A 21,501-nucleotide genomic window follows, 5' to 3' on the forward strand; every position below is an offset into this window, starting at 1 on the left:
CCGCCGCAGGGCGCCATCAGCGACAACCCCCGGCTACGCACCATGTGGAAGGGATGACCCATGGCAACCTACGTGCTGATCCACGGATCCGGTGGCGACTCGGGCTACTGGCAGTTCGTGGTCCCCGAGCTCAAGGCACGCGGCCACGAGGTGGTCGCGCCGGACCTGCCGGTCGAGGACGACTCCGCCGTCCTCCAGGACTATGCCGACCACGTCGTGAAGGAGATCGGCGACCGGACCGGCCTGATCGTCGTCGCCCAGTCGCTGGCCGGCTTCATCGCGCCGATCGTCTGCGACCAGGTCCGCGCCGACCTGCTCGTCTTCGTCAACGCGATGATCCCGGCACCGGGTGAGACCGCCGGCGCCTGGTGGGGCGACACGGGAGTCGACCAGGCGCGCCACGAGGCCGATGTCGCGGCGGGGCGCGACCCCAACGCCGACTTCGACCCGGTGGCGATGTTCCTGCACGACCTCTCGCCGGAGCGGCTCGCCGTGGCGATGGCCGAGCAGCCGAAGCCCCAGTCCGACACCATCTTCGGGCAGCCCTATCCGTTGACGGAGTGGCCGGACGTGCCGACGAAGATCCTCTCCGGCACCCTGGACCGGTTCTTCCCGATCGACTTCCAGCGCCGGGTGGCGAAGGAGCGGCTCGGCATCACGCCGGACACGATCGAGAGCGGCCACCTGCCCGCGCTGGGCCACCCGGTGGAGCTCGTCGAGCAGCTGGAGAAGTACCGCGTGGAGCTCGGCAAGTAACCATCGAGCCACGTCTCCGCACGACCGCACGGGGGCCGGTCTCACCAGCAAGGTGAGGCTGGCCCCCCGGTCACAGCGCTCAATCGACTAGGTAGCCACTCCGCGCATCCTGGAGGTCGCCAATTCGGCGGCCACCTATGGACCATGGTGAGACACGGGAAGAACACATGTGCGAACGAGCAGCGTAGGTCCACTCTCATCGCCGCTGCCGCGCATCTCCTCAAGGAGGTAACGTGACGTGCTCACCACGGATGAGCCCAGCCCCACGGATCCGGTCATGAACCCCACGGCGACGGAGCGCACCGGTCTGACGACCGCGGTGGTGGCGGGCAACGAATTGCTGCGGCGGGGCATCGACGGGATGCTCCAGTCGATGCCGGAGGTCGACGGCGTCCGCGAGTGCGGTCGCGCGGAAGACCTGTGCCGCATGGTCCAGCGCGAGCGGATCGACATCGTCATCGTCGCCGCGGTGGACGCACCATGGCTGACGACCTGCCCGGATCTCGCCACCTCGGGCGCGATCGTGCTGATCCTGGTGGATCAGGCGTCCATCGAGGACCTCTCCAACTACCCCGCCGTCGCGGGCGGATTCCTCTGGCAGCCCGACCTCACCGCCGAGAGCCTGCGCGAGGCGCTGCGCCGGTGTCGCAACGGCGACGCACCGATGCCGCCCGACCTGGTCCGCGCGCTGATCGGGCGGGCCGACGCACCTTACCGCCGGTCCCGGAGCCGACCGGTCAACCTCACCAACCGCGAACAGGAGACCTTGACGCTTCTCGTCCGAGGCCTCAGCAACAAGCAGATCGCCAAGCGCCTGCAGATCTCGAGCCACGGCGCCAAGCGACTGGTGGCAAGCATCATGCTCAAGCTGGACGCTCCAAATCGGACACTCGCCGCGGTGACGGCGGTCCGCGCCGGGATCGTCGAAGCACAGTGATGTGCGGAAACGGGTTGCGATAGGACTCGTCCACAACGCTTAGGAGGACAACTGTGTCCGTAACGAACCAAGCGCAACAGACACTCGTGCGACCACCGTCCGGCGGCGGCCCCGCCATCGAGGCCGTCGATCTGGTCAAGACCTATGGCAAGGGCGACGGTGCGGTCCAGGCCGTGCGCGGCGTCAGCTTCGCCGCGCAGCCCGGGACGATCCTCGGCCTGCTCGGCCCCAACGGCGCGGGCAAGAGCACCACGGTCAAGATCCTGACGACCCTCTCGGTCGCCGACTCCGGCACGGCCACGGTCGCCGGCATCGACGTCGCCAAAAACCCCGCGGGGGTACGCCGAGCCATCGGCTACGTGCCGCAGAAGCCCTGTTTCGACCGCAACCTGACCGCGCGGGAGAACCTGACCCTGCAGGGCAAGATCTACGGCATGGGCCGGGCCGACCTGCGCCAGCGGGTCGGCGACATCCTGGAGCAGTTCAGCCTGACCGAGGCGGCCGGCCGGGTGACGACGAAGCTCTCGGGCGGCCAGCAGCGCAAGCTCGATGTCGCGCTGGCACTGATCCACCGCCCGCCGGTGCTCTTCCTCGACGAGCCCACCACGGGCCTGGACCCCGAGGCCCGGACCGAGCTGTGGGCCGCGATCGCCGGGCTCGCGAGCTCCGGCGAGCTGACGGTGCTGCTCACCACGCACTACCTGGAGGAGGCCGACCACCTCGCCGACCAGCTCGTCATCGTCGACCGGGGTGTCGTGGTCGCATCGGGTACGCCGGACGAGCTCAAGGACAGCCTCGACGGCGACACGATCCAGGTGCGGCTCGCCTCGCCGGAGAGTGCCAAGCAGGCGCACGACATCCTCACCGCGATCCCCGGCATCGACCACGGACTCGTCGACGGCACCGAGGTCCGCGCCCGCGTCGCCAACGGCGGGGCCGCCCTGCCCGGCGCGATCGCCGCCCTGGACGGTGCCGGCGTGCAGCTCGTCTCCTTCAGCGTGGCCCGCCCGTCGCTCGACCAGGTCTACCTGCGCTACGCCGGCCGTTCCTTCCAGTCCACCGACACCGACCGCAAGGAGGGGGCAGCCTGATGCTCACCACGATCGCGCACTCGACCCACCTCGCCGGCCGGTCGATGCGCATCCTGATCCGCCAGCCCGTCTACCTGTTCTTCACCCTCTTCCAGCCGATGGTCTGGCTGCTGCTCTTCAGCCAGATCTTCCAGCGGGTCACCGAGGTCCCGGGCTTCGGCGACACCGCCTACATCACGTTCCTCACCCCCGGCGTGATCGTGATGACCGCGATCATGTCGGCGAACTTCGCCGGCAACCTGTTCATCGAGGAGATGCGGACCGGCATCATGGACCGCAACCTCACCTCGCCGGTGAGCCAGGTCGGCCTGGTCAACGGCGCGCTCTCCTACTGGGCCGTCGTCATCGCGATCCAGGCGCTCATCGTCTTCGGGGTCGGCTTCCTGATGGGGGCCCGGTTCGACGGCGGGGCCCTCAGCATCGTCCTGGCGATCGTCTCAGCGATCCTGCTGGCGCTCGTCTTCGCGTCGATGTCGCTGGCGGTGGCGCTGCTCACCAAGTCGGGGGAGGCGATGATCGGCATGTCGATGTTCCTGATCCTCCCGCTCACCTTCCTCTCGTCGGTGCTGATGGCGCCGGGCCTGCTGCCCGGTTGGGTGGGCACTGTACGCAAGTTCAACCCGGTCGACTGGTCGGTGGTGGCCAGCCGCGAGGCGCTCGCCGCCAACCCGGACTGGGGGCTGGTCTTCTCCCGCATCGGCCTGCTCGCCGCGCTCGTCGTCGTGATGGCGGCGCTCGCGGTCAAGGCGTTCGGCCCCTACCGGCGTTCGGTCTGATCGGCGACACGAATTACGGCCTGCCCCGCTGTGTCGGGGCAGGCCGTAATCGTTCATACGCGGGTCACAGCACCTCGACGTGCCCCTTGGAGAGGTCGGCGAGCAGCCCCCGCGCGTCGAAGAGCAGGCTCGCCTCGGCGGCGAGCTGCTCCGGCTCGTACGCCGTGTGCTTCTGCAGCAGGATCGCCATGTCCGCCTGGCGCAGCGCGGTGCTGAGATCCTCGTGGCGCGGGACCTTCCGGCGGTCCACCGTCCACTCGTCCACGAACGGGTCGTGGAAGCTCACCGACGCCCCGTAACCGCGCAGCTCGCGGGCGACGGCGTACGCCGGTGACATGCGCAGGTCCCGGATGTCCGCCTTGTAGGTGACCCCGAGCAGCACCAGTTCACTGCCCGCGAGTTCCCGGCCCTGCGTCTGCAGCAGGTCGGCGGCGCGGTGCACCACATACCGCGGCATGTTGGCGTTGACCTGGTCGGCGGCGTCGATCAGCTTGGAGACGAAACCCGCCTCCCGCGCCTTGTAGGCGAGGTAGAGCGGATCCACCGGGATGCAGTGCCCGCCGACGCCGGGGCCCGGCTGGAAGGCCTGGAACCCGAAGGGCTTCGTGCCCGCGCACTCGATGACGTCCCAGATGTCGATGCCGAGCCGGTGGCAGAGCATCGCCATCTCGTTGACGAGTCCGATGTTGACATAGCGGTAGGTGTTCTCCAGCAGCTTCGCCATCTCCGCCTCGCGGGTGCCGCGCGCGCGGACCACCGTGTCGGTGAAGCGGCCGTAGAACTCCTCCGCCCGCTCCGTGCACGCGGGCGTGAAGCCGCCGACGATCTTCGGTGTCGTGGACATCGTGTGGACCGCGTTGCCGGGATCGATCCGCTCGGGCGAGAAGGCGAGGTTGAAGTCGACCCCCGCCTTGAGCCCGGAGACCCGCTCCAGGATCGGCAGCACGACCTCCTCGGTCGTCCCGGGATAGGAGGTGGACTCCAGCACGACGAGCATGCCGGGCAGCAGCCGGTTGGCCACGCCGGTGATCGCGCCGTAGACCGCGCCCAGGTCCGGGCCGCCGCTGCGGTCCAGCGGTGTGGGAACGCAGACCACGACCACCGGCGCCAACCCGAGTGCGGCGGGGTCCGCGCTCGGGGTGAACCCGGTCGCGAGCATCATCGCCAGGTCCTCGTCGAGCACGTCGTCGATGTGCGACCGACCGGCGATCAGATCGGCCACGACGGATTCATCGATGTCGTAGCCGACCACGGTCAGACCAGCAGCGGTCGCGTCGCGCGCGAGCGCCAGTCCTACATAGCCGAGGCCACACACTGCCATATCAGGTGTCACGTGTTACGCCCTTCCCTGCGCTCGTGGCGAGCCGCCGGCACATCCGGGCCCGCCGACTTCTCACGGGGCCGACTGCCGCCGCATGCTCACGACCTGGCCGCGTTTCTCGTCGATCTCGAACTCGGTGCCGTCCCAGACATCGGCCGGGTCGACCCGGGGCGGCAGCTCGGTGAGCCCGTTGCGGGACTCGGGCAGCCCGTCGAGCAGCCACTCGTAGTGCTCAGGAGAGACCCGGTGCGCGGCGAAGAAGCTCCGCAGGGTGGACCGGTAGAAGATCATGATCTCCGGGTAGTGCGCGAGCATGATCTCCTCGGCCAGCTTCTCGGCGAGGGTCGCGCTGTCGCTGTACGGCGCCTCGGCCATGGCGCGCAGCTTCTCGTCGGTGAGGATCTCGTCCTGGATGCTCCGGCTGGTCGCGGCCGAGAAGATCGCGCCGAGGAACCGGTCCTGGACGATCTGCCGCTCCTGCGGTCCGTGGGCGTAGAAGCGCACGGCGTTCTGGAGCATCCATCGCAACGGGAAGATCACCCGCTCCGGGAAGACGGTCTCGGCGAAGATGTCGTCGGCGTACTCCCGGAGCTCCTGCTCGATCTGGCCCTGGATGCGGGTCATGTGCACGTAGAGCCCGGTCGCCCGCTCCAGCGACGAGCTGCGCGTCTCGCCGTAGAAGACCGACTGCCGCCGCACGAAGTTGCGCACCATCTTGATGAGCCGGTCGGTCTCGGTCTCCGCGAACGCCTCCGCGGGGCCGAGCCGCAGCGTGCAGCCGACCGCCTGGAGGACACGGCCGGACTGGTAGTCGCTTCCCGTCGCGATCCGCAGTCCGGTCCGCTTGAGCTGGTGCTGGCCGCCGATGGCGAAGCTCCAGACCCGGAAGGTCTTCATCGCGTCGCTGCTGTCGGGGAAGATGACGCTCTCCGGCAGGCCCATCCCCCGGAACGACCAGTAGAGAAACAGGTCGTGCCCGATCACCGAGTGCCAGCGCCACTTCTCCTCGCGCCGCACGCCGCCGTTCTCCAGGAAGACCAGTGCGGCGTCGAAGCCCGCCACCGGCGCCTCGGCGAGCACGACGGTGCGGTCGGCGAACGCGTACGCCAGCCGCCCGGACGGATCGGCCAGCACGCCGAAGCGCCGGCCGTGCTCGTCGACCTGCGACAGCGGTACCCGCACCTCGACGCCCGCCCGGGTCGTGAGCAGCAGTTCGTCACCGAGGAGCTGCCGCTCCCAGCGGGGCAGCTCGTCGTGGCCCCGGATGCTGGACAGGTCCACCGGCACCGCCGTCACCTGCGCACCCTCGGCGTGCTGCGACAGCGCCTGCGGGTATGCGGGGGTGTAGTCCCCGAGCAGCCGCAGCGCAGCGGTGAACTTGTAGGTAAGGAAAGGCATCACGCCGTCGACCGTCGGCTGGTCGTCGAGGATGCTCGCGACGCTGCTCATCATCGCCGGGTGATAGACGGTGTCGCCGTCGGAGACCGCGATCGTCGCCGACTGCAGGCGTTCCCACCGGCGGTCACGGCGACACATCTCGTAGACGGTGGCGATGCAGGTGTCGACACCGAGCCGGGCGGCGTTGCCCGCCCCGGCCATCGCCTGGTTCATGTAGACGATGCGAGCGGCGGTGCGGTTCGCCGCGATGGCGGCCCGGACGATCTCGTCGGTGCCGTCGGTGGAGTTGTTGTCGACGGCGAGGATCACCACCCGGCCGAGCTCCACGTCCTGGTTGAGCAGCGAGTCCAGGGTCGCGGCCATGTGCGGAGCCTCGTCCATGAACTTGATGACGACGAAGATGTCCCGGCCCTCGCGGATGAGCTCGGTCACCTCCGGGAGCGGGCGGCTCTGCTCCTCGCCGAAGTAGGCCCGCCGACCGGCGAGGAACCGCTCCACGATCCGCCGCTGACCGGCGAGCACCTCCGCCCGCAGTTCGGTGCGGCCGTCATCGACGAGGCCGCGCCGCCACCGCAGCACCTGGCGCGCGTCGGCGACCTGGTCGGGCAGGAGCGGGTTGACGTCAGAGCTGTGCCCCAGGTCCAGCAGCGGGCTCTGCGTCGCCGTCTCCGGCGGCTGGCTCTGGTTGAGCTGGGTCCACCTGTAGTGGTATGGCTCCCGGCGCACTCTGTTTTCGAACGGATCCACGAGACCTTCTTCCTCAAGCGTCGGGTCACGACCGCCTCGGCCACGAGGGGAGCGCAGGAGCGGCCACCAAGAATTCTTGTGCCAATCCATCGAGGAATTGACTCCCGTATTGCCCACCGGGCGGCCAAGGGCGAGGACGTTCGGGCAGGCCAGAGCGGTCGTCGCCAGCGGACCGCCCGTTGTACCGCCGCGCTGGGCACTGTGCTGCCGCCCCCGGAACGCCAGTCTTGGTCGCGGGAGGTGTCTGATGGCGCTGGACGCGTTTACCGCAGGGGTGCTGCGGCTGATGGCGGCCGCCTACCCCGATCTCGGCGGGACGGTGACCGACGCGGTCGAGGCGCGCGAGCGTTACGGCAGCGCCCGCTACCCGGCGGGACCGGCGGTGGCGAGCGTCGTCGACCAGGTGATCCCCGGACCGCAGCGGATTCCGGTCCGGATCTACCGGCCGCTCGGCGCGGCGGCGACCGGATTGCCGGTCGTGACCTACCTGCACGGCGGCGGTTTCGTCATGTGCGACCTGGACACCCACGACAACGCCTGCCGGGCCGTCGCCGCCGGGCTACCGGCGATCGTCGTCTCGGTGGACTACCGGCTCGCGCCGGAACACCCCTTCCCGGCCGGGCCCGACGACGCCTACGCCGCCACGTGCTGGGTCGCCGATCAGGCCGCGTCGTGGGGCGGTGATCCGGCCAGGCTTATCGTGGCCGGTGACAGCGCGGGCGGCGCGCTCGCGGCGGCGACCTGCCTGCGCGCCCGCGACCTCGGCGGCCCGCCGATCAGCGCTCAGCTGCTCATCTACCCGGTGACGGACTGCCTCGCGCCCCGGCTCGACGTGGGCGACTCGCTGCTCACCTCGGCGCACATGCGCTGGTACACCGAGCAGTACCTGGCCCGGCCTGCCGATGCCGAGCACCCCTATGCGTCGCCGCTGCGGGCACCCGACCTGACCGGCCTGCCCCCGGCGGTGATCGTGACGGCCGAGCACGACCCGCTCCGGGTGGAGGGCGAGGCGTTCGCCGACGCGCTGCGCCAGGCCGGCGTCGCGGTCGTCGAGCACCACATTCCCGGACTCTTCCACGGCCTGTTCGGGCTGGGCGCGCTGGTTCCAGTCGCCCGCCAGGCGGAGGTGCTCGCCTGCACCGCCCTGCGACAGGTCATCCAACCGACCGGCAACTCGACACACCACGATTGGAAGCTCATGGAACTGCAGCCAACCACCCTCTCCGCGACGATCGGCGAAGTCATGGGAGCGGTGCTCGTGCGCAAGCCGCTCGACGCGGACGAGGACTTCTTCAACTGCGGCGGTGACTCCCTGCGCGCGATCGAGGTCCTGCAGCGCCTCGCCACCCACGAGGAGCTCGCCGATCGCCTCGGCAGCACCGACATGCAGGCGTTCCTGCTGGAGTCGATCTTCGAACACTCCTCGCCGGCCGGGCTGGCGTCGGTAGTGGCCGCGCGCGCGTGATGGCGGCCGCCCGGCCGGGATTCCCGTCGACCCCTGCGGAGGAGCCACGATGTTGACCGAGCTGTCCCGCGCCCGGGAACGCTCCCCCAAGGGCCTCGCGGTCCGCTCCATCACGCCCGACGGCGGGTGGATCGAGACCACCTGGGCGGAGCTGCACGCGGAGGCCACCGCCGCGGCTGCTCGCGCTCGGCGGGTCCCCGCCGGGCGGCCGGTGGTGGTGATCGTCGATGGTACGGCCGCCAGCATCGCCACGATCTTCGGTGTGATGGCGGCCGGAGTCGACGTCCTGCTACTTGAGGAACGCAGCTCCTATCTCAGCGACCCCGCATCGCCCGTGCACGCGCTCGACGCCCCGGTGCTCGTGGGCCCGGCCGACGCGGGCGACGGGATCGCGCGATTCGAGTCCTACGCGGACTTCCGTGAACACGGGGCCACGGCGGTGGCGGCAGGCCCGCGTACCAGCGAGATCTTGCAGTTGACCTCGGGCTCGACCGGCGTGCCGCGGATCGCGCGGCAGACCGTGCCCAACGTCCTCGTCGGCGGGGTTCTCTACCGCGAGCTGTTCGAGATGACCCCGGACGACCGGGTGCTCATCGCGGTCCCGCTGGCCCACTCCTACGGGCTCGCGGGGCTCTGCTCGGCGCTGCTCGCCGCGGCGACCGTCGTCACGATCCCCCGGTTCAGCCTGTCATCGCTGGTCACCGGTATCCGGGACGGCGCGACGATGCTGCTCGGCACGCCGCTGCTCTACCGCCTGCTGACCCCGGTGCTGGCGGCCCGGGGCCCGGCCGGACTGCGGACGGCGCTGTCGGCGGGCGGACCGATGCCCACCGACAACGTCGACGCGATCACGGCCGCGCTCGGCACCCCGGTCCGCCAGATCTACGGCACCACCGAGGCCGGACTGATCTCGTGCGTGCCCCAGGCGGCGAGCTCGTGGCCGACCGGGGCGGCGGGCTGGGCCTCACCGGGAGTCGAGCTGCGCATCGACGGCGATCCCGGCTCCGACACCGGGCGGCTGTTCGTGCGGACGCCGATGATGTTCACCGGCTACCGGGGCAGCGACGAACCCGGTGTGACCGAGGACGGGTTCTACGACACCGGCGACAACGCCAGGGTCACCGCCGACGGGCACGTCTTCGTGCTCGGACGCCGGGACAACATCGTCAACATCGGCGGGCGGAAGGTCAGCCCGCAGCGGATCGAAACGGTCCTCGCCACCCACCCGGCGGTGCGCGAGTCCTTTGTGTACGGCGTCGAACGCTCGGACCACGAGCAGGAGATGCACGCGGCGGTCGTGCTGTCGGCGCCCGTCGGCGTGGACGACCTGCTCGACCACTGCCGGACGGCGCTGGCGGCATACGAGGTGCCGCACCGCGTACACGTGCTGGATCGGTTGCCCCGCAACAGCATGGGCAAGGTCGACCGCCAGCAGCTCCTCGCCGCGACCCCATATCCCCAGCACACAGAACCTAGGAGCCTGCACATGAGCACCACAGCTGTGCCCAACACCTACGGACTCGGCGGCGTCGGCGAGACCGCCCGCTGGATGGCGGCCTCGCGGGCGCGGGAGAACCGTCGGCCGGACCGGCTGTTCGAGGACCCCTTCGCGGAGCCGCTCGCCGGACCGGACGGCCCCGGCCTGCTCACTTACTTCCACCCGCGGCACGCGTCCGAGACCGGGCAGCCCTACCTGCCGATCCGGACCCGGTGGTTCGACGACTTCCTGATGTCCAACGTCGGCGAGGGCCACCAGGTGGTCGGCCTCGCCGCCGGGCTCGACACGAGGGCCTTCCGGCTCGCCTGGCCCGCGCGGGTCACGCTGCACGAGGTCGACCAGCCGGCCGTGCTGGCATACAAGGCCGAGCGGCTGCCGAAGGCCGTCGAGCGCTGCGAGAAGCGCATCGTGGTGCCGATCAACCTGGCCGAGGACTGGGTGACGGCGCTGACCGAGTCGGGCTTCGACCCGTCGAAGCCGACGGTGTGGTTCGTCGAGGGGCTGCTCTTCTACCTGCCGGAGGAGCTCGCCGCCGAGGTGCTGCGCAAGGCGGCGTCGCTCTCGGCGCCCGGCAGCAAGATCGCTGCAGACCTGATCGGTACGGGGATCTTCAACTTCCCCTACATGCGGGAGTTCCTGCGGCGGCTGCAGGAGGCCGACAGCCCGTGGGTCTTCGGTACCGACGACCCGGCCGGATTCCTGCGCTCGACCGGGTGGAGCAACGTCCACGTCTCCGAGCCCGGCGATGCGGGGGCCAACTTCGGGCGCTGGCCGCAGGCCGCTTCGTCGAAGACGATCCCGAACCTGCCGCGGATCTTCCTGGTCAGCGCGGAGCAGGCGGGCTGACCTGCAGCACAGCACGCGGGCCCGGAAGCGTTCCTCACGCTCCCGGGCCCACCCACGTCCCCCCACCCCCCGCGCCTGCTGCCTCGCGCGGCCCCCGCCTCGCGGCCCCCTGCCCCGCGGCCCCCTGCCTCGCGCGGCCTGCGGCGAGGCTCGGCGCCCTGCCCCGCGGCCCCCTGCCCCGCGCCCCCTGCCCCGCGCGGCCTTCCCCGCGCGGCCTGCGGCGAGGCTCGGCGCCAAGATCGGCGCAACTCTTGAAGAGTTGGTCCTAAAGGCGGCGGGTGGCGGTGGGTTGAAGAGCTCGCCGACGACGAGGTGGCTGCCGGGCGGTGTGGTTTGCTCGGCGCGGCGTCCGCTTCCCCTGAAGATCACGTCAAATTCGGGGAAGCAGACGTGATCACGGCCCATGATCACGTCTGCTTCAGGGAATCCGACGCAATCACCGAGCGTGCCGCCCGCCCTCTCCGCGGTGATCAGCCCGTTTTCCCCGAAGAAGGTGTGATCAAGGGCCTTGATCACACCTTCTTCGGGGAAAACGGGCTGATCACCACCGCGAAATACCAACTCTTCAAGAGTTGGTGTAAAGGGCTAGGGCTGGTGGCGGAGGGCGTCGCGGGTCAGTTCGCGAAGGCGGGTGTAGCCGGACAGGCCCATCGTCAGCTCCAGGTCGGCGAGGAGGCTGCGCAGCACATGGGTGACGCCGAGCTGCCCGGCGTGCCCGAGGCCATAGGCGAACGGCCGCCCGATCAGCACCGCCTCCGCGCCGATCGCGAGTGCCTTGAGCGCGTCCGCGCCGGTACGGATGCCCGAGTCGAAGAGCACCGACATGCGATCGCCGACCGCGTCCACGATCTCCGGCAGCACGTCGAGGGCCGCGATCGCCCCGTCGACCTGCCGTCCGCCGTGGTTGGAGACGATGACGCCGTCGAGCCCGCACGCCGCCGCCTGCCGCGCGTCGTCGACGTGCGTCACTCCCTTGATGACGATCGGCCCGTCCCAGTGTTCGCGCAGGAAGCCGAGCTCGTCCCAGGCCCGGCCGGCGCTGCCGAGCATCCGGTCCCACTGGGCGACAGCGGCGTCGAGGTCCTCCTCGGGCGACCGGGCGAGCTGCGACCGGAAGACGGGGTCGGTGAAGAAGACCCCGATTCCGGTACCGCGCAGCATCGGCAGGTACGCCTTGTCGAGAATGGACGGCCGCCACGCCACCGACATCGTGTCCAGCGTGACCACGAGCACGGTGTAGCCGGCCGCCTTGGCACGGTTGAGCAGGCTGATCGTGAGGTCGTCGTCGTTGGGCCAGTAGAGCTGGAACCAGCGCGGTCCGGCACCGCTCGCCTCGGCGACCTCCTCGATGCCGAAGGACGACATCGTCGAGAGCACCATCGTGAGGCCGAGTTCGGCGGCGGCCCTCGCGGTCGCGAGCTCCCCTTCGGGGTGCAGGATCGACTGCACCCCGAGGGGTGCGACGAGGACGGGGGCGGGCATCGGCGTGCCCAGCACGGTCGTGGCGAGGTAGCGGGTGGTCGACTTCGTCAGCATCCGGGGCACGATGCGCCACCGGTCGAACGCCTCCCGGTTGGCGCGCATCGTCGTTCCGGCACCGGCGGGGCCGTAGACGTAGGCGAAGGGGCCGGGTCCGAGCCGCCGGCGCGCGGACTCCTCCAGCCCTTCCGGCTCCACCGTGAAGGGTGGCAACTCGCCCGCGAGACCGCGACGGAAGATCTGCTGCTGGTAGCTGGCGTATCGAGATGGCTCCATGCTCGCCATGCAACCACGACCACCAATGCATCGACCCCCGCTGACGTGCTCAAAGAGTGCCCGTCAATGGGCGCCTCGCGGCGTTGCTCGTCACCTTGTGTGCAGAGAGCGCACACGGCGGCGCCGTGCGCCTTGCCGGCCACCCATTGCCGGTCACTCTCGGCAGTCAGGACTCCTTGCGCAGCGCGTCGAGCAGCTCCCCGTAGGTCGGGCCGAGCTCCCGGAAGACGGAGGCGGTGGCGGCGTCGTCGTGCTTCATCAGCAGGAGCTGCAGCGAGCCGACGAGCTTCGCCTGCTGCTCCAGGATCGCGCCGGAGGCGGTGGCACCGGCGTCGTGGAAGAGCACCGCCGCGTCGGCGAGGCGGCGGGCACCGGCCTGCACCTGGAACTCGACGAGGTACTTGTACTGCATGTTGGTCAGCCCCGCCTCGACGAGCTCGGCGGCCCGCTGCGCGGCGGGGGCGATCTCCGGCGCCTCCAGCAGGTGGATCGCGGTCTCCATCGACCGGCGGACGGCCTCCTCCGTGGCGACCGGGCGCGCCTGGCGGAAGCCGGCCCGCACCTGGTAGGCCTCGGTCTCGTAGGCGAACGTGTCCCCCTGCCAGGCGGCGAGCAGGTCGTCGAGGGAGATCGTGACGAACGGCCAGCCGATGACGTCGTGCGCCCGCAGCAGGTCGCCCTCGACGCCGAGGCCGACGAGGACGTGGTCGGCGCCGACCGCCTGGCCCAGACCGGGGAAGTAGGGCAGCAGGCCCATCTCCAGGGGACCGACCAGCACCGGGGCGTCGTGCGAGGCCCGGCGCAGCGCGGCGACCGCCTCCTCCGCCGAGCTGTGGATGCGATCGCAGTCCCAGCCCAGCACGTCGAGGCTGCGGGCCAGGCCGAAGTCCGGGCTCCACCGCGGCGACGAGAAGAAGACGATCTCCTCGATCTCGTGGTCGGGGAAGCCGCGGCGGTGACCGCCGTCGACCTGCCCGATCGAGAATCCGAACGGCGAGCCACTCGCCACCTCGATCATCGGAGCGCCCGGCCCGGCCTCGCCGAAGATGACGGACAGCGAGTTGGCGGCGCAGTAGGGGCTGTTGCCAAGATAGCGCAGGGTCATGGTTCAAGCCTGCCATCCTAGACGTTGATCGTCACCTATATATGCAGGACAGAGCAGTTGAGAGGTAGCGCAAACAGCGAGATGTGGCGGGCGGCGGGCACACCCACAATAGGGAGCGGGGACCATTTCCTTGGCCCGGCGAGCTATGCGGAAGAGGTGGGCTAGATGGCTGGCGCTGTCGAGCGATCGGGTGTCACGACGTTTCGGGGACAGCCCGTCACGCTGCTCGGCGGTGAGGTGAAGGTCGGGACCACGGCACCGGAGTTCGCGGTCATCGGCGGGGACATGTCGACGGTCACGCTCGCCTCGTCGCGGGGCACGGTGCGCCTCATCACCAGCGTTCCCTCGCTCGACACCGAGGTGTGCAGTGTGGAGACCCGCCGCTTCAACACCGAGGCCGCGAGCCTGCCGGGCGTGACGATGCTGACCGTCTCGGTCGACCTGCCGTTCGCCCAGCGCCGCTGGTGCGACGAGGCGGCAGCCGACGCCGTGCAGGTCACCTCCGACCACCGCGACCTCTCCTTCGGCCTCGCCTACGGCGTCGCGATCAAGGAGTTGCGGCTGCTCGCCCGCGCGGTCTTCGTCGTCGACGCCGACGACACCGTGGTCTGGACCGAGTATGTCCCGGAGCTCGGCCACCACCCCGATTACACCGGCGCGCTCGCCGCCGCGCGGGCTGCGCTGCCCGGAGCCTGATCCTGATCGCTTCACGCCGCCCGGCCGACCACGACGGAAGGACGGTGCGCATGATCTCGCCGCTCGGCACCGCAGCTCAGAGCAGCTCCCTGGAGGCACTGCGCGCGCTGGGAACGGCCCGCCGCAGCGCCGTCGCGCAGCGCGTCGAGGTGCGGGGCCGGATGCAGGTACTCATCCTCACCGCACCCGAACCGCTGCGGTCGGCGCTGCGCCGCCACGACGACGGGGAGCTCATCGCCGCCTGCGCCGCGGGTCCGCCCGGCGCCGTGGCGGTGGGGACGGCGGCCGGTGCGACGCGGGTCGCCCTGCGCTTCCTCGCCCGCCGCCACCAGCAGCTCTCCGCCGAGATCACCCAGCTCGACACGCTGCTCGCGCTCTGCACCGACGGCGCCGGCTCACCCCGAAAAGCACACGCATGTGGGTACGCCGGTCGGCGTACCCACATGGTCTGTTGAATGTCGGCGCTCTCTCAGCACCAACTCTTCAAGAGTTGCGGGGATCTTGGCGGCGGCGGGGCTTGAACCAGAGGAAGGCGAAGAAGGCGAGCAGAGCCGCGCCGTCGATGACGAGCAGCGTGGCGCCGAGCGGATCGACGCCGTGCGAGTGCAGGTCCTCCGCCACGACCGCCACCTCACCGGGCGCCGCACCGGTGCCGACGCTGAAGCGCATCGAACCGGTCAGCTCCTCGCCGTCGGCGAGGGTGACGTGATAGGTCGCGGAGAAGTCGCCGCTGCCGTTGACCGTGACGGGCTGGCGCAGCAGGTCGCCGTCGCGACCCAGCTCACCGGTGTTGACCACGGTTCCTCCGCGGTCGCGGACGGTGATGTGCGACAGCCCCGGATCCGGTACGGCGGAGAGCAGCAGCTCCACCGTGGCCGGCGGGGCGGCGAGCACCGCACCGTCGGCCGGGCTGACCGAGGTGACCGTGGCCTCGACCCGGGCCTGTGGTGCGTCGGGTGCCAGGAGCAGAGTAGTCGCGACCAGGGCGGCCACCGCGGCACCAGCCACGATCACCGCCGTGAGGGTGCGTGGAGCGCGCCTCATCTCGTTCGGCCACTCACCCGAGGGCGAGCGCGCGCCGCTTGCCGTCGTAGCCGGCGCAGGTGCACGCCGCAGCGTCCTGCTCGGCCTCGTTGGGCCGCAGGTGGAAGTACATCGCGACCAGCATCGGCAGGAAGACCACCGAGTTGTAGAACAGGTGCAGCTCGACGCGCGGGAAGGCGAGCTGCAGGAAGCTCGTCGGCACCGTCGTGCCGGGGAGCAGGAAGCCGAACTGAACCTGGAGCAGCAGGAACAGGTGCTCGATGTGGTGCCAGAACTGGATGGCGAGCGCGATGGTCCACCAGGTCTTGGCCCGGCCGGTGAAGCCGGGGCGCAGCAGGAAGAGCCCGATCAGCATGATCGCCGCGTAGCCGTAGTGCATCCACTCCGACGTGACGAGCCACGGGAAGTAGAAGCCGAGCACGCCCTTGGCCTTGGGCCGGGCCCAGCCGAGCCCCCAGATCTGATAGGCCTGCACCAGGTGCTCGGCCCAGTGGGCCAGCACGATGAAGATGTAGACGCCGAGTGCCGCTCGGTGATACTTGCCGTTGAGCGATGCGATGAATCCGCCCTCGGCCTGGCGCTGTGCAGCGACCGACATGATTGCCTCCGTCCGAAAAGATGAGTTGACGACCCGGTTACCACGCTAGGTGGCGGGGCGGCCGGCCCCTTCTTGCGACGTGCTCCGCTCCGGCGGGGGCTCCGGGGGCATGCGCGACATATAGATCGATGCTAGGATGGCGACTCGCTAGATCGTAATATATAGATGGTCTACTGTGGAAGCAATCTTCCGGCGAACAAACCGTTACGCCACAACGTTTTCACTGGTGGGTCACGCGCCGATGGGAGCCCCGAGTGGCAGCGACGATCACGCAGGATCAATGGCTCGCGGTCCGCAGCTCCCTCGCCGACGCGGGCGAGCGATTCGCCAGTCTCGTCGAGACGGCACCCGATCCCAGCACCCTTGCGACAGATCGCTGGACGATCGCTGAGACCGCCGCGCACACCGCCTCCGTCGCCTGGATGTACGCCTCGGTCCTCACCACCGCCGATGCCCGCTTCCCGATGCCGGAGCTGAAGGAGCAGGTCGACCGGACCTCCGTCGACACCGTCGCGCACCTCAACGTCGCGGTGATGGAGGGCTATTACACCGAGCGCGACCAGCACGCCATCGCCGAGCGGCTCCGCTCCGACCTGGCCGTCGTGCTGAAGCAGTGCGAGCAGCTCGACCCGGCCAAGCCGATGCGCTGGATCGGCTCGGCCAACGTCCCGCTCGCCGGCATGCTCGCCCACCTGCTCAACGAGATCCTCGTGCACGGGCTCGACATCGCGAAGGCCATGGGGACCACCTGGGCGATCGACTCCGCCCAGACCGCGCACTTCTTCGAATTCTTCGTCATGAACATCGCGGGCGCCGACGCCGGGCACCTGCTCGACAACGACGAGCCGCCGAGCGACCGGCGGATCGCGGTCGAGTTCCGCTCGAAGTACACGACGGCGGTGACGCTCGTCCTCCAGCACGGGCAGCTCTCCCGGGAGGAGCCCGGCGGCCCCACCGACGTCAAGATCTCATTCGACCCGACCACCCTCGACCTGATGATGTTCGGCCGGGTCAGCCAGGCGAGCTCCGTCCTGAGCGGGAAGGTCAAGGTCTGGGGGCGCCGCCCGTGGCTGCTGCCGGTCTTCCTCAAGACCGTCCGCATGCCCAGCTGATACGCAATCTGAGAGATGTCCGGTTCTGCCCAAGGTGCCATTGTTTCTCCGAAACAGGAAACAGCATCCAGGAGTAGACACGTGACGATATCCCTTTCCGCCACCGAGCTCGAGAACCTCGACCGGCGGCATGTCATCCACCCCCACCAGCGCCCCGACCGCCAGGACCGGCGCGTCATGGTCCGCGGCCAGGGCTCGACGGTGTGGGACGCGGCCGGCCGTGACTTCCTCGACGCCCTCGGCGGCGGGATCTGGGTCGCCCAGGTCGGCCACGGCCGCACCGAGCTCGCCGAGGCGGCGAAGGAGCAGTCCCTCAGCCTCGCCCACTTCACGACGTTCTTCGAGTACACCAACGACAAGGCGGCCCGCCTCGCCGGACGCCTCGCCGCCCTGGCACCGGACCACATCAACCGGATGTACTTCACCAACTCCGGCTCCGAGGGTGTCGACACCGCGATCAAGCTGGCCCGGCTCTACCACCACCACCGGGGCGAGTCGAGCCGCACCTGGATCCTCGCCCGGCACTACGGCTACCACGGCTCCTCCTACGGCAGCGGTACGGCGACCGGCATCCCGGACATGCAGGCCGCGGTCGGCCCCAACCTGCCCAACGTCGAGAAGCTCATGCCGCCCTACGCCTACCGGGCCGAGTTCTACGGCGGGCAGGACGTCACCGACTTCCTCATCGCGGAGCTGACCGCGACGATCGAGCGCATCGGCGCCGAGAACATCGCCGCGATGATCGGCGAGCCCGTCCTCGGCGGCGGCGGCGTCATCGCTCCCCCGGCCGACTACTGGCCCCGCGTACGCGAGGTGCTCAGCAAGCACGGGATCCTGCTCATCGCCGACGAGGTCATCACGGCGTTCGGGCGGACCGGTGCCTGGTTCGACTCGGCGCAGCGGGGTATGCAGCCGGACCTCATCGTCACCGCCAAGGGCCTGACCAGCGGATACCAGCCGCTCGGCGCCGTACTCATGAGCGACGCGATCGGCGAGACCGTCCCCGCGATCGGCGGCAGCTTCTTCCACGGCCACACCTACGCCGGCCACCCGGTCGCCTGCGCCGTGGCCCTGGCCAACCTCGACATCATCGAGAGCGAGGGCCTGCTGGACCGGTCGCTGAAGATCGGTGCGGGGTTCCGCTCCGGCCTCGCCGCGGCGGCGGACCTGCCCACCGTCGGCGACGTACGCGTCGAGGGCGCCACCGTCGGCATCGAGCTCGTCACCGACAAGGCGACCCGCGAGTCGCTGCCGCCGGACCTGGCCCTCGCGGTCGCCGACGAGCTCTACTACAACCACGGCATCCTGACCCGCAACTACGGCGCGACGCTGGTCCTCTCGCCGCCGCTGGTCTTCACCGACGAGGAGACCGCCCGCACGTCGGCGGCGCTCACCGAGGTGCTGGCCCGCGTCGACATCGAGGGCTGCCGGATCGCCCCCTGCTAGGCGGCGCTTCCACCTCCGGGCGCCCGGGACGACTCGTCCCGGGCGCCCGCGCCGTCCCACCCCCTGTCACGTTGTGCAGCAAAGCGTGACGGCTACCGCTCGCCGGACAGAATCGTGAGCAGGGCGACGAGGGTGGTGGACTCGGTGATGTGGCCCTTGTCGATGAGGCGGGGCACGTCGGCGAGCGGGACCCACTCGATCCGCTCGGCCTCGAAGCCGTGCGCGGGTGGCCCGGAGTAACCGGCGGGCTCACCGCGGAAGAGGTGGTGCCGGGCGGCGAAGAGGCCGGGCATCGGCTGCATCCGCAGGATCGGGCGCATCGGCAGCCGGGGCAGCCAGCCGGTCTCCTCCTCCACCTCGCGCGCGGCCGCGGCGGCCGGGTCCTCGCCCGGCTCGACCGCGCCGCCGGGAACCTCCCAGCCCCACGTGTCGGTGATGAAGCGGTGCCGCCACAGCAGCAGCGCCCGGCCGCCCTCGACGAGGACGGCGTGGGCGCCATCGGCCGCCTCGATCAGCCGGTGGTCCAGCCGCCTGCCGTCGGGCAGTTCGACGTCGGCGGTGCGCAGACGCACCCATTGATCCTGATAGAGCGTTCGCGCCGACCGGACGGTCCACCGCATGCCTGCTCCTGTCGACCGTGGGGCGCACGGCACGCACCAGCTCCACGATCGCGTGCCATGGTTGCCCGTTGCAACCTCGATATTGTCGTCTCGATCAGCTGAGTTTCAAAATACTACTGACCTGTGCGTCTATAAATAAATATTGACCAGCCTCGCAAGACTGCCTATCGTCGTGCGTATTGGCAGCAGAAAAGCTCAGTCCCTCAAGGACATCGCTCAGCACGATCGACACCACGGCCGGGGGGCCGGCCGCGGTTGTCGTGATTCACCCGGAGATCACCGGGCGCGCCCTTCGGGGCCGACCGGGTGTCGCCTCAGATCGCACGTGCGAAGGTGCGGCGCGGCGGCACGGATGCCACGGTCTTGGGGAGCGTTGACGCGTACCACCTGATGATCTTGATTTGGTGGCGCGACTGCCGCGTGACGGCGGCAGCTCAACGCGCTCCCGGACCTGGTCGGCGGCTTTTTTTCGCCGAAACCGGGTGATGGTGATGAGTTTTGAGCCGGATCGCCGTCATACCTAATGAGTCGCACTGACGCCGTGCGGCCCGACGACGAGAGGACCGTAACAATGACGATGGTTGACGCGCCGCCCAAGGCCGGGCGGCGGGAGTGGATCGCGCTGGCCATCCTGTGCCTGCCCACTCTGCTCACGACGGTTGACATCAGCATCCTTTTCCTGGCCCTGCCGCACATCAGCGCGGACCTGGGCACCGGACCGACCGCGCAGCTCTGGGTCACGGACATCTACGGCTTCATGATCGCCGGCTTCCTGATCACGATGGGCACCCTGGGCGACCGCATCGGTCACCGCACGGTGCTCCTGTCGGGTGCCGCCGGATTCATCGTCGCGTCGCTGCTCGCGGCGTACTCGACCTCGACGCCGATGCTGTTCGTCGCCCGGGCCCTGCTCGGCATCGCCGCGGCCACGGTCATGCCGTCGGTGCTGGCGCTGATCAGCCGGATGTTCAAGGACCCGAAGCAGATGGGTGCCGCCTTCGGCATCTGGGGCTCGTCGATCATGCTCGGCGTCATCCTCGGCCCGGTCTTCGGTGGCCTGCTGCTGAACTCGTTCTGGTGGGGCTCCATGTTCCTCATGGGCATCCCGATCATGGCGCTGCTGCTCATCACGGGCCCGAAGCTGCTCCCGAGCTCGCGTAACCCGCAGGCCGCCAAGCTCGACGTGCTGAGCCTGGTGCTGTCCCTCACCGCGATCCTGCCCTTCATCTACGGACTGAAGGAGATCGCCCGCAGCGGCTGGGCCATCACGCCGCTGATCGGGATCGCGGTCGGCATCGCCTCCACCGTGCTCTTCCTGTCGCGCCAGCGCAGCCTGGCCAACCCGATGCTGGACCTGAAGCTGTTCGGCAACCCCGCCGTCAGCGCGGTCGTGATCTTCGGCCTGCTCGTCGGATTCATCCTCGGTGGCCAGGGCCTCGTGATCGCGCTCTACCTGCAGATGGTCGAGGGCCTGTCCCCGCTGCAGGTCGGTCTCTGGCTGCTGGTCCCCGCGATCGGCATGATCGTGGGCGGCAACGCCGGCCCGGCGATCGCCCGCAACGTGCGGCCCGCTTACGTCATGGCGGGCGGCGTGACGATCTCGGCGATCGGCTGCCTGCTGCTCACCCAGGTCGACCCGGCCTCCAGCATCGCGCTGGTCCTGATCGGCATGGGCATCACCTTCCTGGGCAACACCCCCGGTGGCACGCTCGGCAACTTCCTGATGATGTCGTCGGTGCCGCCGGAGAAGGCCGGCACCGCCGGTTCGCTCTCCTCGACGGGCGGTGAGCTCGGCATCGCGCTGGGCGTCGCCATCACCGGCAGCATCGCCACCGCCGTCTACCAGGGCGCCGTGACCGTTCCGGCCGGTGTCCCGGCCGAGGCGGGCGACAGCATCGCCGAGGCCACCGTCGCCGCGTCGAAGGTCGACCCGGCCCTCGCCGGACAGCTGCTCGACTCGGCGAAGGACGCCTTCACCAGCGCGCTGCACACGGTCGGCGTGGTCAACGCGGTGCTCTTCCTCGCCCTCGCCGGGCTGGTGCTGGCGAAGCTCCGCTTCGCCCCGCCGATGGGCGGCGGCGCGCCGGGCATGCCGCCGGCGGAGACGCCGATGGACGACGCCATCGAGCCGGAGAAGGTCGCGGCCAGCTAATCCCCACCAGGGCCATCACCCCCGATCGCGGACGCCGCGGTCGGGGGTGATGTGTTTCCGGGAATCGAGCTATTCGGACATACAGGGTGTTTATGGCATAATGCTCTTGTCATGGCATAGCCCGCTGTATGGAAGGAC

18 protein-coding genes are annotated in these 21,501 nt (G+C 69.9%); 11 read left to right on the top strand and 7 right to left on the bottom strand.

Annotated features, from left to right (window positions below):
• Window positions 1–60 precede the first annotated feature (60 nt).
• From F4553_RS16775 to F4553_RS16790, 4 genes are all read left to right on the top strand, one after another.
• Window positions 61–756: an alpha/beta fold hydrolase gene (locus F4553_RS16775; RefSeq protein ID WP_184837093.1), complete on the top strand. Its 696-nt coding sequence runs from the start codon at window positions 61–63 to the stop codon at window positions 754–756.
• 238 nt (window positions 757–994) lie between these two features.
• Window positions 995–1,693: a response regulator transcription factor gene (locus F4553_RS42455; protein ID WP_184837095.1), complete on the top strand. Its 699-nt coding sequence runs from the start codon at window positions 995–997 to the stop codon at window positions 1,691–1,693.
• Between the two features lie 86 nt (window positions 1,694–1,779).
• Complete coding sequence (locus tag F4553_RS16785) at window positions 1,780–2,784, top strand: ABC transporter ATP-binding protein (RefSeq protein WP_184837097.1); 1,005 nt, start codon at window positions 1,780–1,782, stop codon at window positions 2,782–2,784.
• Complete coding sequence (locus F4553_RS16790) at window positions 2,784–3,560, top strand: ABC transporter permease (RefSeq protein WP_184837099.1); 777 nt, start codon at window positions 2,784–2,786, stop codon at window positions 3,558–3,560. The genes F4553_RS16785 and F4553_RS16790 overlap by 1 nt, the downstream gene beginning before the upstream one ends.
• A gap of 64 nt (window positions 3,561–3,624) precedes the next feature.
• Here the strand turns inward: F4553_RS16790 and F4553_RS16795 are convergent, their stop codons facing one another.
• Together F4553_RS16795 and F4553_RS16800 are read right to left on the bottom strand one after the other, a co-directional pair.
• Window positions 3,625–4,881: a nucleotide sugar dehydrogenase gene (locus F4553_RS16795; RefSeq protein ID WP_184840824.1), complete on the bottom strand. Its 1,257-nt coding sequence runs from the start codon at window positions 4,879–4,881 to the stop codon at window positions 3,625–3,627.
• A 72-nt stretch (window positions 4,882–4,953) separates the two neighbouring features.
• Entirely contained in the window at window positions 4,954–7,026 is a 2,073-nt protein-coding gene (locus tag F4553_RS16800) for a glycosyltransferase family A protein (RefSeq protein WP_312875241.1), read from the bottom strand.
• A 247-nt stretch (window positions 7,027–7,273) separates the two neighbouring features.
• Here F4553_RS16800 and F4553_RS16805 point away from each other — a divergent pair, with 247 nt between their 5' ends.
• Both F4553_RS16805 and F4553_RS16810 read left to right on the top strand, forming a co-directional pair.
• Window positions 7,274–8,491: an alpha/beta hydrolase fold domain-containing protein gene (locus F4553_RS16805; protein ID WP_184837103.1), complete on the top strand. Its 1,218-nt coding sequence runs from the start codon at window positions 7,274–7,276 to the stop codon at window positions 8,489–8,491.
• Between the two features lie 49 nt (window positions 8,492–8,540).
• A complete protein-coding gene (locus F4553_RS16810; protein ID WP_184837104.1) occupies window positions 8,541–10,835 on the top strand; it encodes an SAM-dependent methyltransferase in 2,295 nt (764 codons plus the stop codon).
• A 585-nt stretch (window positions 10,836–11,420) separates the two neighbouring features.
• On the opposite strand, the gene F4553_RS16815 is transcribed toward F4553_RS16810, so the two are convergent.
• Together F4553_RS16815 and F4553_RS16820 are read right to left on the bottom strand one after the other, a co-directional pair.
• Window positions 11,421–12,590, bottom strand: a complete 1,170-nt coding sequence (locus tag F4553_RS16815) for a lactate 2-monooxygenase (protein WP_184837106.1) — start codon at window positions 12,588–12,590, stop codon at window positions 11,421–11,423.
• A 166-nt stretch (window positions 12,591–12,756) separates the two neighbouring features.
• Window positions 12,757–13,695 carry a YobF C-terminal domain-containing protein gene (locus F4553_RS16820; RefSeq protein WP_184837108.1) on the bottom strand — a complete coding sequence of 313 codons (939 nt, stop codon included), beginning with the start codon at window positions 13,693–13,695 and terminating at the stop codon, window positions 12,757–12,759.
• Between the two features lie 165 nt (window positions 13,696–13,860).
• Between F4553_RS16820 and tpx the strand changes: the two genes are divergently transcribed.
• Together tpx and F4553_RS16830 are read left to right on the top strand one after the other, a co-directional pair.
• Window positions 13,861–14,391, top strand: coding sequence for a thiol peroxidase (gene tpx, locus F4553_RS16825; RefSeq protein ID WP_184837110.1), 531 nt, complete (start codon window positions 13,861–13,863; stop codon window positions 14,389–14,391).
• 50 nt (window positions 14,392–14,441) lie between these two features.
• On the top strand, window positions 14,442–14,846 hold the full coding sequence (locus F4553_RS16830) for a hypothetical protein (RefSeq protein ID WP_184837112.1): 405 nt from the start codon (window positions 14,442–14,444) through the stop codon (window positions 14,844–14,846).
• Between the two features lie 28 nt (window positions 14,847–14,874).
• Here F4553_RS16830 and F4553_RS16835 read toward each other — a convergent pair whose 3' ends face one another.
• Window positions 14,875–15,405, bottom strand: coding sequence for a copper resistance CopC family protein (locus F4553_RS16835; protein ID WP_184837114.1), 531 nt, complete (start codon window positions 15,403–15,405; stop codon window positions 14,875–14,877).
• Between the two features lie 43 nt (window positions 15,406–15,448).
• Window positions 15,449–16,033 (bottom strand): hypothetical protein, encoded by a 585-nt coding sequence (locus tag F4553_RS16840; RefSeq protein WP_184837116.1) that lies wholly within the window; start codon window positions 16,031–16,033, stop codon window positions 15,449–15,451.
• 254 nt (window positions 16,034–16,287) lie between these two features.
• Between F4553_RS16840 and F4553_RS16845 the strand changes: the two genes are divergently transcribed.
• Together F4553_RS16845 and F4553_RS16850 are read left to right on the top strand one after the other, a co-directional pair.
• Entirely contained in the window at window positions 16,288–17,145 is an 858-nt protein-coding gene (locus F4553_RS16845; RefSeq protein WP_221469924.1) for a maleylpyruvate isomerase N-terminal domain-containing protein, read from the top strand.
• Window positions 17,146–17,160: 15 nt separating this feature from the next.
• Window positions 17,161–18,591 carry an aminotransferase family protein gene (locus tag F4553_RS16850; protein WP_184837118.1) on the top strand — a complete coding sequence of 477 codons (1,431 nt, stop codon included), beginning with the start codon at window positions 17,161–17,163 and terminating at the stop codon, window positions 18,589–18,591.
• A gap of 92 nt (window positions 18,592–18,683) precedes the next feature.
• On the opposite strand, the gene F4553_RS16855 is transcribed toward F4553_RS16850, so the two are convergent.
• Window positions 18,684–19,211, bottom strand: a complete 528-nt coding sequence (locus tag F4553_RS16855; RefSeq protein ID WP_184837120.1) for an NUDIX domain-containing protein — start codon at window positions 19,209–19,211, stop codon at window positions 18,684–18,686.
• 571 nt (window positions 19,212–19,782) lie between these two features.
• Between F4553_RS16855 and F4553_RS16860 the strand changes: the two genes are divergently transcribed.
• A complete protein-coding gene (locus F4553_RS16860) occupies window positions 19,783–21,363 on the top strand; it encodes an MFS transporter (RefSeq protein ID WP_184837122.1) in 1,581 nt (526 codons plus the stop codon).
• Window positions 21,364–21,501: the final 138 nt, after the last annotated feature.

It is taken from the genome of Allocatelliglobosispora scoriae, assembly GCF_014204945.1.
In the GTDB taxonomy this organism is placed as follows: domain Bacteria; phylum Actinomycetota; class Actinomycetes; order Mycobacteriales; family Micromonosporaceae; genus Allocatelliglobosispora; species Allocatelliglobosispora scoriae.

Excerpts from the sequence above, each read along its gene's own strand:
- F4553_RS16855 (WP_184837120.1), bottom strand. The coding sequence starts at position 19,211 with ATGCGGTGGACCGTCCGGTCGGCGCGAACGCTCTATCAGGATCAATGG.
- F4553_RS16840 (WP_184837116.1), bottom strand. The coding sequence starts at position 16,033 with ATGTCGGTCGCTGCACAGCGCCAGGCCGAGGGCGGATTCATCGCATCG.
- F4553_RS16775 (WP_184837093.1), top strand. The coding sequence starts at position 61 with ATGGCAACCTACGTGCTGATCCACGGATCCGGTGGCGACTCGGGCTAC.
- F4553_RS16795 (WP_184840824.1), bottom strand. The coding sequence starts at position 4,881 with ATGGCAGTGTGTGGCCTCGGCTATGTAGGACTGGCGCTCGCGCGCGAC.
- F4553_RS16790 (WP_184837099.1), top strand. The coding sequence starts at position 2,784 with ATGCTCACCACGATCGCGCACTCGACCCACCTCGCCGGCCGGTCGATG.
- F4553_RS16805 (WP_184837103.1), top strand. The coding sequence starts at position 7,274 with ATGGCGCTGGACGCGTTTACCGCAGGGGTGCTGCGGCTGATGGCGGCC.
- F4553_RS16820 (WP_184837108.1), bottom strand. The coding sequence starts at position 13,695 with ATGACCCTGCGCTATCTTGGCAACAGCCCCTACTGCGCCGCCAACTCG.
- F4553_RS16850 (WP_184837118.1), top strand. The coding sequence starts at position 17,161 with ATGTCCGGTTCTGCCCAAGGTGCCATTGTTTCTCCGAAACAGGAAACA.
- F4553_RS16810 (WP_184837104.1), top strand. The coding sequence starts at position 8,541 with ATGTTGACCGAGCTGTCCCGCGCCCGGGAACGCTCCCCCAAGGGCCTC.
- F4553_RS16860 (WP_184837122.1), top strand. The coding sequence starts at position 19,783 with ATGACGATGGTTGACGCGCCGCCCAAGGCCGGGCGGCGGGAGTGGATC.
- F4553_RS16815 (WP_184837106.1), bottom strand. The coding sequence starts at position 12,590 with ATGGAGCCATCTCGATACGCCAGCTACCAGCAGCAGATCTTCCGTCGC.
- F4553_RS16830 (WP_184837112.1), top strand. The coding sequence starts at position 14,442 with ATGATCTCGCCGCTCGGCACCGCAGCTCAGAGCAGCTCCCTGGAGGCA.
- tpx (WP_184837110.1), top strand. The coding sequence starts at position 13,861 with ATGGCTGGCGCTGTCGAGCGATCGGGTGTCACGACGTTTCGGGGACAG.